Source organism: Paenibacillus sp. GXUN7292 (assembly GCF_050864975.1).
Taxonomy (GTDB): Bacteria; Bacillota; Bacilli; order Paenibacillales; family Paenibacillaceae; genus Pristimantibacillus.
Genome location: NZ_JBOZWO010000027.1, coordinates 1 through 11,620, shown reverse-complemented (window position 1 = coordinate 11,620; position 11,620 = coordinate 1). Strand labels below are relative to the sequence as shown.

The window sequence follows — 11,620 nt, the reverse complement described above, 5'->3', positions numbered from 1 at the left end:
ATAAATTAAGCGTTTGCGGATTGCGACTTCTCATTTCGATTCATTTGGCACTCCTGACCGAAGAGATATGAGACGGACTTACTTAGGAGATCAGCAGTTTGCAAAGCTTTATGTAGCGTTGGGTAAGCGTAACCATTCTCCCAATTGGCAATTGTTTGTTTCCCCTTGTATCCCAGAAGCGCTGCCAATTGCTCCTGTGTCAGACACTTTTCCAGCCTCGCTTTCTTCAAGTTTTCATTTTTCATTTCAATGAATCACCTCCATAAAATAAAAAATCCAAGATTCTCATATCAACAACCATGTTAAATACAAGAATCTTGGATGTCAATGAATCGATAGAACTGTTGAACTCCAAAAATCGTGAAAAATAAACAATTAAAACATGAAAACAAACGAAATATAGTTACTTGAAATAGATATATAGTCATATGTCAACTGATATTTTATGACCAAAAATGTAATGCAATCTTCTCAGAAAGCAACAATAAATTAAAAATTCTATAATTTTTTATAGTTACATAGACTCAATATGTTTATTCAACTCTTTTTATTGGTACAATATATTTGTACTTTAATATTACCTACAGGGTGATAAGGAGGGATAACAGTGAATCAGAGAGATAGAGATCAAATGCAATTTAGCAAAAGATTGCAGCAAGCGAGGAAAAACAAAGGCTACACCCAGCAGGATCTGGCTGATACAGTAAACACGAAGAAAACAACTATCTCTAATTATGAAACCGGCTATAGTACTCCCTCAAACAAAATGATCGTGGAACTGGCTAATGCTCTGGATGTAACAACCGATTTCTTACTGGGACGTATTGATTCCCCTAAAAAAGATGAATCCCCTTCTTTGCCTATACTTGATACGAATGAATTATGGACTGAACTGAAGAATTTGGATAATGAGGATGTTATTTTGTTAAATTCCTTGATTAAACGGTTGAAGAAAAACAAGTATGACTCCTAGCAAAAGCACATTCTAGCTTAGAATGCCTCTCCGTCTTTCCAAGGATTCTGTTTTAGCTTAAGTCCGCACTTCTTTTAGCAGAAACATTGTTCATGGTCTGCCTAAATAGTTAATAAGTCCCAATTTTATACGAAAAAAGGAACAAACTGCTGCATTCAAGATGCTTGTCCAGAAAAGATGAGAGGACCCGATACTTCTACGGTTTGCAGATCGATTTTCAGTCGCAACAGTTACTCGTCGGAAGCAAGTGAAATCCAGCAGCAATTTAAAAACCGCGCAAAGCCTTATAAATCAAGGTTTTTCGCGGTTTTTTTCGTAAACTTTTAGCCCGGCAAGGCTTTGCATAAATCTCTCAAAAAGTTCTGTGTTCCCAAATCATCTATTTATCGAGGAAACTCTCCTCTCCAATGGCGGGAAGGCTTCCCATCTCTTTCTGATATACTTTTATAAAATGCTCGTAATGACTTCGAAACGATTGATAATCCTTTGCTGCACGGTAAGCCTTCATTAAAAACATATTAGCTTCCTCGTCCAGTTCGTTACGCGAAACGATCTTCCTGGCAATTAATATGGATTGGGTTACCTGATTATTTGCAAGAAGCCAGCGAACCAGCCTTATAGCAAAATCGCGATAGCGTATTGCGAGTCCTTCTTGTTCTGAAACGGACCACGTATAAAATTTGTTTTCATACAAGTCGCCAGTAAATCTTTTTTCCCATTCAAGCGCTTCTTTCACCGTAAATTCATTCCATTCTTTAACACGGTAAACATAGGATTCGAAAGAAATAAAGTCCGCATCTATATGAGTCATTTCTAACATATACTGTTCGTCGAAAGTATGGACGATTGATTTTAAACCATGTGATTGCAATGCCTTGCGCAGCTGGTAAACTGCCGTATTCAGGTATGCCACCGCATTCTCTAATGGCATTTCCGGAAAAACCTCGTCAATAACTCTATCCCTCGAAACCGCCCGACCTCGCCCAAGAAGTAAAAATGCAAATAATTGTTGACTCTTTTTTGAAATGAATTTCACTTTGCCCGCTTCCACACTGCTAACCTCTAAACCGCCTAATGCCTTCACTACTAATCGGTTGACATCCATCTTTTCAGGCGGTTTACTATTTTTCTCTCTTGCCCTTTCAATGGTTTGGATCAATCTTTTTTGCGATACCGGCTTAACCATATAATCAAGCGGATATGTATCGAAAGCATCCACCGCATATTCTCGATGAGAAGTCACAAATACAATTTCCATATTTTTTTGTCCGGCGCGCAATTGTCGAGCAAGCTCTAATCCACTTTCGTCTGCAATCATAATATCAACAAATGCTATATCGACCAATGTATCTTTCGTGAATAGCAGGGCGTCCTTTACACTTTGAAATCCGCCAATTATTTCTACATCTTCTATTCTTCTTAACATTCTTTGCATAATTGCGAGCATCGCTTGTTCATCGTCGATGATGATCACCTTCAACTTCTTTCACCTTCTCTTAACGAAAGATAGACGGCACTGCCTTTCCCTAATACGCTGTCAATCCATAAATCTCCGCCACTCATCTTTGCAAATTGGCAACTGACTTGCAGACCTAGTCCTGTCCCACGTTCCCCTTCGGTTCCGATCGTAGAGATGACTTGTTTTTCGTTAAATAATTGTTCCAATAACTTTTTAGACATGCCAATACCTTGATCGCGTATGGTGATCACGATTTTTCCTTCATGACACTTTTCGGCTGCAACCTCAACCCTTGCCCCCCGGTTAGAAAATTTAATCGCATTGGAAAGTATATTGCGAAGTACCATGACAATCGCTTCTCGGTCGACATATACAATGATAGCTTCGTCAACTTTAATGGCGATGTCAATATCTTTCGCCTTACTTTTAATAGACAGTATACGATAAGCTTCATAAATAAGATCGACTAAGGCCAACGATTCAGGGTTAAGCGCTACGTCATTTTTTTGATTGCGAAACCATTCAAGCACGTTGCCAACCGTCATATAGGTCGAACGAATTTGTGCACTTAAAAAATCAAGCAGCTCCGCTGTTTCTGGCGGAAACATTTGCTTTTCTTCTTCCAGCATTTCTATCAAATTCACCTGAAGAGCAATTGGTTCGCGGATATCGTGGGAAACAAGGGTAAACAACTGATCTTTCATAAAATTAAGATGTGCAATTTCTTCTAGTCGTTGTTGCTTTTCTGTTATATCAAATAATATCGAGACCGTTCCGAGTAATCGCAAGCCTTTGGAATAAAGTGGATATACTTTAACCATAAAATATTTTCCTTCGCCATCCATTTCTTTCTTTACTTCTATCGACTTCTCTACCATACTGTTGCACGCATCCAGCCACTCGGGCCAATCTTTTAGAAATTCAGACACGTCTTTTCCAATGATTGATTTGCTGTTTTTTTCGCCAAACAACGGCTGTATAAAGATATTGCAGTCAATGATCTTTCCTTTCAGATCAACAGTCAAAACTCCTTCTCGGATCGTATCAACGATAAAATCCCTTGCCATTGGCACGATGGTAAATATTTTATTTTTGTAGATCACCCATAGCATAATAATGCCCAATACACCACAATAAACGGAAATAGGGAGCAGCCATTGCGATAAATCTGGGAATACCAATTTAACCACTTCTATGACAGCCGATGTTGATGCAAGTAAAATAACGAGGATGCCTGGTTTACGAACTTCCGGCCTTGCCTTTCGCAAATACATAATAAAGAAATAGGCACAGGTCAGCAAAATGAAATAGCAGAATATATTAAATGCAATCGCCAGACTGGTCCTAGGCACATCGAGGTAGCCATTAATGAGTGTCGCTGTTTCGAATATCAAATGGGTTTTATCATTTGTCCATATAAGTACCGACCATCCGATAAATAAAAGTAACAATATGATCTGTTTATACCATTTTAGCCACTCATCCCTAGCATATAAATCCAACACACAAAGAATAACCAACGGGACGGTAATCGCAAGCGCTGTCTGTTCTATTTGTCGAAAAAAAAGCTTGCTTACTACATCATTGCTATATAATTCGAGAATGACACCGCAGCCAAAGGCAACTCGACAAACCATGACCCATGCAAAGTAACGGACTCCACGTTTTTGCGAGTGTAAGAATGAATAGATGAGCAGCATGCACATCATCATCGCGGACACAATCATTGTAAAAAGTATGGCATTATCCATTGTTATTCCTTTCTATTGTTATTCCTTTACATTATGTTACCAAAAAATTGAACAACTCGCCTTGTATATTCTTCTCTATTTAATCTGTACCCCTGAACGTGATCAGCATTAGAAACCGTCCACAATTCCGAGTGTTCCTTGTAGGCTTCGTGCAAACGGATACTGTTTTCATAAGGTATCGAATAATCCTGATCACCATGAATAAATAATACGGGGCGTGGTTTTATTTTCTTCAAGGCTTTTTTGGGATTTACCTTCTTTGCATTTCCCACATGCATTCTTATAAAGGCAAGCGTGAGTGGTGTAAATGGGAAGCTGGGCAGCTTCGTCCATACGTAAAACTTTTCAGTTAAATAGGTAGATAATTCGTCAAAAGGGCTATCCGCAACTACACCAACTACTTCGGGCGTGCGGGCAGCCGCAAGCAAAGCAGTAGATGCCCCCATAGAAAAACCGATCAGGCCAATCGAAGAAGGTTGATTGGCTTTCACCCACGCAATTGCACTTAATAGGTCCTCCTGTTCGTATAGACCAATTGAAGCAACATTACCACTGGATTCCCCACAACTGCGAAAATCGAACATTAAAACATGAAAACCATTTTCCGTTAAATCTTTTGCTAATTTTAATGCAGGTAATTTCTGTTCCAATCGATTTCCCCGATAACCGTGCGCAAAAATAATTGTCTTGTTTTTTGGTTGTTGCGCTGGAATAAACCATCCCTCCAAAGAAATATCATCTCTGCTTTGAAACGATATTAAATCAAAATCGAGACCGTAATCTTCTGGCGATTTGTTTATCGGTTTTCTTACATTATTACGCGTTAGTTTCAGTGACACGACAAAAGAGATAATAAGACAGGCCAAGATGGCCAAAGCAACGATAGACACAATGACCCAAGCAAGGAATATCATCCTGAACACTTCCTTTCTTTGTTTTTAAAGGCAAGGATAAACGGCTTACGCCGTCCTTTGGACAAGCGCGTTTACCGATGAAATATAAGAACAAGTATATAGATACAAAAACTTATACTTTCTTATATTTTAGAAAGTGAAAACTCCCACAAAATATCCATTTCTGTGGGAGTCTCCATTCCTATAGCTACTTTTTTTCCAGACGGCCTAACACTTCTTTAAAATGTACAAGCATTTTTGCTGTCTGCGCCCTTGTTGCTTGCTCGTTAGGCATAAAATTCCCGCCATACCCCTCTGCAATTTTCAAATCAACAAGCATCGCAATGGCATTTTGGGTTTCTTGATCATATCCTGCGATATCCGGGAAATAAGCCTGCTGTTTCGGTTTGTATGGCGATCCGTTTACCTTCTCATAGGTGCGGTAAAAAATTAAGGCAAGGTGAGCTCGTGTTACATCTGCATTGGGTTTGAACGTCTGGTCTGGATAACCTTTAGCCACCCCATTTGCATATGCCTTTTCAAGTTCCTCCATTGCGTCTTTTCCGATCAATTGAACATCAGTAAATGGCACTTGCTTTTGTTCATCCAATTGCAATAATCGTACAAGGACACTTGTTACCTCCATACGGCTTATCTGGTCATCCGGCCGGAATGTTTGATCTGGATAACCATAAAACATTTTCTCCCAATAGGTTTTCTTGATATAGCTTTCCGCCCAATGTCCTGCAATATCGGTGAAGGGGACCTTTTCCAATCGATTCACTGTAATCGTATAAGTTTGTTTATTTCCGTTCTCAGCGGCAATAACAATATCGAAAATGTTTTTGCCTTCGTTCAATAGCAATGTTCTCTTATCTACAAACCCTTCACCATCTAATGTGATTTTCGCCTTGGGATGATGTGTCTTCACGATAATTTCTATAGTTTCTGCTTCCGTATCACCCAAATCATATTCGAATTGAGCGGGATTAAATAACAATCTATTTCCCCCATCAACAATGGCTTCTAATCTGTCCAAGCTTGTGTCACTGGAAGGTATATAAACTCCCCATCCTGGGTTTGGACTTGCATCAGATGATAAAACGGTCAATTGCAGTGTTGTTTGATCAGGAATATTATAGTCTGCTAATGTGCGGCCATCTTCTAATACAGTGCCTGCAAAAGTTATTTTTTGCTTTTCAGTAGGAATCTCCTCAGCATCTTGAATTTTTTGTTTCAGTTGCTGAACTGAGTCGCTGCCATACGCATGAAGGGTAATCGTCTCCCCATCTACTATTTGCACATGAATGATTAACAGGGATTTATCAATATTGCTGATCACTATCCTCTCGATTTTTTCATTCCCCGTCTTATCTTTTATATATACGGTGTATGTTCCATTTTCCGAAACCGTAAACTGATAGTCTGTCACATCGTCACCGTCTCCATCACGGAAATCAACAATATCCTTACTTCCTGTTGCCCATTTCATCTCCACTACATTGGCTATATCGCTTAGTACATCAATTAAGACTGTTACATCCTTATTCGTCGATTCGGTTTCGCTCGGGGTTAGTGTGATCATGACACATTCATCCGCTTCGAGCTGCTCGAAAGTATACCCCCATTGGGTTGCCAGTTCATTTGCTGTCGATCCACAATAGCCGCGAATCGTTAATGGTTCAGGATACGATGAATTCCCACCATCAAATACCCCCTGATCAATATTCACCTCATTGCTCAACACGATAAATTCGCGTATCTGATTTTTGCCAAAAGCACCCCGACCAATAAACTTGACAGATGCCGGTATAGTTACCGATTGTAAATTACCTATCCAAAATGCATTTTCAGCTATGGTCTGAACATTTTCACCCAAAGTTAGTTCAGCTATGTTATTTTGTACAAACGCACCGTAATCAATATGTGTCACTGTATCTGGTATGATCAATTCCGTTATATTATTTTTCAAAAACGCATTAGCCCCTATCCTTTCTAACCCTTCTGAAAAGGTGACCGAAGCTAAATCATTGTCAGCAAAAGCATTCCGGCCAATCGTTGTTACACTGCCTGGAATTTCAATTTCTTGTAATGTATTTTTATAAAATGAATACTCTCCAATACTCGTAACACTATCTGGTATAATGACACGCTCTAAATTCTTTTCACTGAAGGCATAATTCCCGATAGCCGCAACAGTTTGCCCATCCAGTGTATCCGGGATTTCTATATTTGTATCCGTTCCCCTGTACCCTGTGATTCTTACAGTACCGCTTCCGTTATTTACATAGATATAATCTGATTGTTTTATCTCAAAAATTACAGTTGTTTCGTTACCTGCTGCATCAGTAACGATCAGTTCATATTCGCCATTTACCTCTACCGTCGTACCACTTGTGAAAGCGAGTCCATTTAATGTTGCGTTTCCCTCATTGAAGGTGATCGTTACGGGTTCACCATACACTTCACCATCTGTCACACCAGTAACTACTGGAGGAGTTTTGTCGATATTATCGATTTCAATCGTTGCAATTCGTTCTCTCCCAACAACATCTTCCACAAATACGGTATACGTATCATTTTCCGAAACGGTAAATGCATTGGAAACAACATGCTCTCCTCCGCTATTTTGAAAATAAGCAAGGTTTTGATTCCCTTTTGCCCATTTCAATTCCCTGATGCTTTCCGGCAACTTATTCACACTTACAGAAATCGTTACATCCTGGTTTGTAGGATTTGTTTCACTTGGCGTCAAGCTCAGCTCTAAACACTCTGCCTTGGATGATTCCTGGAACGAATAACCTTGATCGTCGGCATGTGCTTGTGCAGTAGATCCGAAACAGCCATAGATCGTTAGATCCGCTGGATTTGTTTGATTCCCTTCAAACGCGCTTCCTTCAATGCTGGCAAAATAATTTATGATGGTTACAGCATTTAAATCATTTGCAGAAAATGCTTGTTTTCCAATGCTATTTACACTATATGGGAGTTCAACCGTTATTAATTGCTTCCCGTAAAAGGCATCTTCACCGATCATAGTCACTTCTTTACCATCTATCGTATCCGGAATGAGCACATCCGTGTCAGAGCCAGTATATCCTGTGATCGTTATTGTTGTATCATCTTCATTAACGACACATTCGAAATCGGTATCTTCTCCACAAACCGCTGAACCACTCTCCTCCAGCACTTGGAAGGTGTGACCGTTTGCCGTTGCAAATTGCTCTGTTGTCGATCCACTACGACCAAATAGCGTTATATCCCCTGGTGTCGCAGGCGGAGCTGGAATAAAAGGCCACATCCCAAATATCAGCTCATCATTGTATACTTTTACTTCTGTTAAGGGATTAAAGGCAAATGCAGCATCGCCAATCGCTTCCACACTATTTGGCAATGTTAACGTATTAATCTCGTTCTGAAAAAATGCCTTTGTTGCGACAAGCTTCACTGTATCGGGAATTACTACTGCTTTCAATTTATTTTGTTCAAAAGCTTGCTCGCCAACTTCCTCCACACCTTCATTTAAGATAACCGATTCCAGCGCATTTCCCATGAATGCTTCTTTTTCAATGACCGATACGCTGCCAGGAATGTGAACCGACTCCAGTAAGTTATCTTTAAAAGCACCTTCCCCTATTGAGCTTAATCCTTCTTGCAAGGTTAACGTATGAATGTTATTTTTACCGTCTTCTCCTAAAAATGCATACTTGCCCATAGAAGTAATTGTGCCAGGCAGCGTCACTTCCTCTAGCTTGTTATCAATAAATGCATTCTCGCCAATCTCCTCCACGCCTTCCGGAATATGTACTGATCGTATTTCATTATCCCAAAATGCTTGATCTCCTATCGTTTCTAACCCTTCTTGCAATGTTAGTGTGCTCAGGTTGCCTTGACTAAATGCCCCTGCTCCGATCGTCTTCACCGTGCTAGGTATATCCACACTATCAAAGCTGTTTCCCGCAAAGGCCATTAAGCCTATTTCTATTAAGCCTTCTTTTAAAATAACAGAGTCCAATTCACATCCCATAAATGCCCCTGATCCTATGGTTGTGACAGTCCCGGGAATCGTTACTGAATTCAACTTTATTCCGAAGAATGCCTGATTTGCAATCACTGTAACATCTTTTCCCTGAATCTGTTCCGGAATCTCCACGTCCATATCAGTTCCCGAATACCCTACGATCGTTATTGTTTCACCAACAACCAAAATATCGTAATCCGCCTCATCCGCAAAAACTTCTGATACGGAGTTCATTAGCATATGAGGAAAAACGAGCAACATCATGAGTGCAATCATCCCGGTTTTTCGAATATACCTTCTCCATTTGTTGTATTCTTCCTGTAACATCTTCCTCCACCTTTCCATTCATGAATGTACTGGAACTATTCTATTAAGCCGCAATGAAAGAAAAATGAAAGAATTGATGCTTTGGAATTACTTTAAAGGAAGTTCAGGAAGGGCTAGGTTACAGACAGATATTATTTCATCGCCAATAACACCGACGCAGCAAATATCAGCATAGCCGACTCGAACAACGGCACGCAAAGTCATAGGAAATTTAAAAACCGCTCAAAACCTTGTACAATCAAGGTTTCGAGCGGTTTTTTTGTAAAATTCCAACCCAGCAAAACTTTGCAAAAATCTCTCAAAAATTTTTATTTTTTGAACGTTCTCGCTTACGCAGACAGTTGAAGGAACACATGCTGGTTTACTATCAATAGTGAACATCAATATGCAAATCTAATGCTCAAGGTTCTTGCTTCCAATCGTCACCAGCTTGCTCGCCACTGTAGGCAATATTCTCCGTTACATCATGGCTGCGATCATCTACCCAAACATGAGATGACCGAGAATGGACGATTTCGGAAAGTATCTCAATTCGCTGACGTAAAGCACTGCAGAGCACATCTTGTCTCGTTTCATCAATAAACAAAGAGCCTTTCAAAATGTCCCGAAACTCATTCTCAATATCATTCAGCTTGGATAAATCTAGCCAGTCGAAGGATGTAACCAGCTTAATTTGTTCATTATGGTCCTGCTTGAACGGTTTGCATGTTAGTTTTCCTGTTGCAGAAATAAGCGTTGTTGGTTTGGAAAACCATAGTGAAGATCCACTATCGTAAATCGGAGCTGGTTCAATCCATTCCATTGTTTCAGCATTGCGCACAACACCGAAGTTGTTTTGATGTCTATCCTCATTAGCGATCAAGTAATCGACTACAATCATACGGTCAAGTGCATCGACAATCCCTGATATACCGAGCGCTTCACAGCAATCGACATAATGCTGATATACTGAAATATGATTTTGCTTTTGTTTGGTCTGCATCACATACCAGGCTGTAACCAACTCTGTCTGCGGTGTAATGAAATTCTCACACACGCTATATGGATAATCCTCTTGTATCATTAATGTATACGGAACATGGGTAATACCTAGTCGCTCCATGATTCGGCTTGCAAGCACTTCATTATACGGTTCCTGCTGAGTCGCCCCGCTTCCACCTTTAACAAGGCAACGTTTGCCTTCGATGATTGCCCATTTCTTTTTCAACCAACCGTCCGATGTATTATCGGGTGACATTAAACTAATCACCTCGCTAGCGACACCTTTGCCAAGCAATATATTACCCACGTCTTCAGAGAAATCATTGTCAAAGAAATTCAAGTTTCCCCATCTCGCATCCGAACCTTGTGGACAAATCCAATATTGATCAGACAAGCTAAGTCCCAAGCTTTTATCTAGTAATTTTTGCGTAGTCGCTAGCCTTAACTCAAGCAATGCTTCTTTAATCCCATCTCGACTTGCTGGAATTGCTCTGCCCCGCCACCATTCATTGAGTGCAGCACGATCTATTCGTCCTTTTTTGACGGATATGCCAACGGGTACATGGCGCTCATCATAGACGTTACCAATATCCGAAATTGCACCTGTCGCTTCGTCAAGCTCAATTTCCGCAACCGCAACATCTTTATGCTTCAGCACGTACTTCTTACTCCAAGCATTTGCCATCATATCAACTCCCTAGACTCCTATACTACTATCATAGCCTAACTTTCTTGTTAATTCTTCTTTTTCAGATCATTTCCCTGCCGAAATCTTCAATACACTTTTAAGAAGTGAAAAGGAAGTTCAAGAGTGGTTAGGACACAGCGATTATTCGACCTTATCAAACACGATGTGTGAAGTTTTCAAAATAAAAAAAGCTCATTAGATTTATCTCTAATGAACTGCTTGTAGTTAATGTGGTACCGGTGAGAGGACTCGAACCTCCACGGTTTCCCACTCGATTTTGAGTCGAGCGCGTCTGCCATTCCGCCACACCGGCATATTAATTATTGATCTTGCTTTGTTACTTTGTTGAAAAGAGTGGCACGCCCTAAGAGATTCGAACTCCTGACCTTTTGATTCGTAGTCAAACGCTCTATCCAGCTGAGCTAAGGGCGCACATTTAAAGATTGTGGAGGCGCCACCCAGATTTGAACTGGGGAATAAAGCTTTTGCAGAGCTTTGCCTTACCACTTGGCTATGGCGCCAAAACT

The 11,620-nt window shown here is 40.2% G+C and carries 7 protein-coding genes and 3 tRNA genes; 1 reads left to right on the top strand and 9 read right to left on the bottom strand.

The features are described from left to right. Positions 1–5: 5 nt before the first annotated feature. Positions 6–245: a helix-turn-helix transcriptional regulator gene (locus ACRRU2_RS19670; protein WP_432504310.1), complete on the bottom strand. Its 240-nt coding sequence runs from the start codon at positions 243–245 to the stop codon at positions 6–8. Positions 246–607: 362 nt separating this feature from the next. Here ACRRU2_RS19670 and ACRRU2_RS19665 point away from each other — a divergent pair, with 362 nt between their 5' ends. After that, positions 608–973 carry a helix-turn-helix domain-containing protein gene (locus ACRRU2_RS19665; RefSeq protein WP_432504308.1) on the top strand — a complete coding sequence of 122 codons (366 nt, stop codon included), beginning with the start codon at positions 608–610 and terminating at the stop codon, positions 971–973. A 379-nt stretch (positions 974–1,352) separates the two neighbouring features. Here the strand turns inward: ACRRU2_RS19665 and ACRRU2_RS19660 are convergent, their stop codons facing one another. The 8 genes from ACRRU2_RS19660 to ACRRU2_RS19625 all read right to left on the bottom strand — a co-directional run bounded on the left by ACRRU2_RS19660 (position 1,353) and on the right by ACRRU2_RS19625 (position 11,614). Continuing rightward, positions 1,353–2,447 carry a response regulator gene (locus ACRRU2_RS19660; RefSeq protein WP_432504408.1) on the bottom strand — a complete coding sequence of 365 codons (1,095 nt, stop codon included), beginning with the start codon at positions 2,445–2,447 and terminating at the stop codon, positions 1,353–1,355. 2 nt (positions 2,448–2,449) lie between these two features. Then, positions 2,450–4,183 carry a histidine kinase N-terminal 7TM domain-containing protein gene (locus ACRRU2_RS19655; protein ID WP_432504306.1) on the bottom strand — a complete coding sequence of 578 codons (1,734 nt, stop codon included), beginning with the start codon at positions 4,181–4,183 and terminating at the stop codon, positions 2,450–2,452. A gap of 26 nt (positions 4,184–4,209) precedes the next feature. Beyond that, positions 4,210–5,097, bottom strand: coding sequence for an alpha/beta hydrolase (locus tag ACRRU2_RS19650; protein ID WP_432504304.1), 888 nt, complete (start codon positions 5,095–5,097; stop codon positions 4,210–4,212). A gap of 187 nt (positions 5,098–5,284) precedes the next feature. Further along, on the bottom strand, positions 5,285–9,283 hold the full coding sequence (locus ACRRU2_RS19645; RefSeq protein ID WP_432504302.1) for a leucine-rich repeat protein: 3,999 nt from the start codon (positions 9,281–9,283) through the stop codon (positions 5,285–5,287). Positions 9,284–9,824: 541 nt separating this feature from the next. Next, positions 9,825–11,093, bottom strand: coding sequence for a HipA domain-containing protein (locus ACRRU2_RS19640; protein ID WP_432504300.1), 1,269 nt, complete (start codon positions 11,091–11,093; stop codon positions 9,825–9,827). 231 nt (positions 11,094–11,324) lie between these two features. Continuing rightward, positions 11,325–11,406: transfer RNA gene (locus tag ACRRU2_RS19635), tRNA-Leu, on the bottom strand. Positions 11,407–11,448: 42 nt separating this feature from the next. After that, a tRNA-Arg gene (locus ACRRU2_RS19630) sits at positions 11,449–11,525 on the bottom strand. 14 nt (positions 11,526–11,539) lie between these two features. Further along, positions 11,540–11,614: transfer RNA gene (locus ACRRU2_RS19625), tRNA-Cys, on the bottom strand. Positions 11,615–11,620 lie beyond the last annotated feature (6 nt).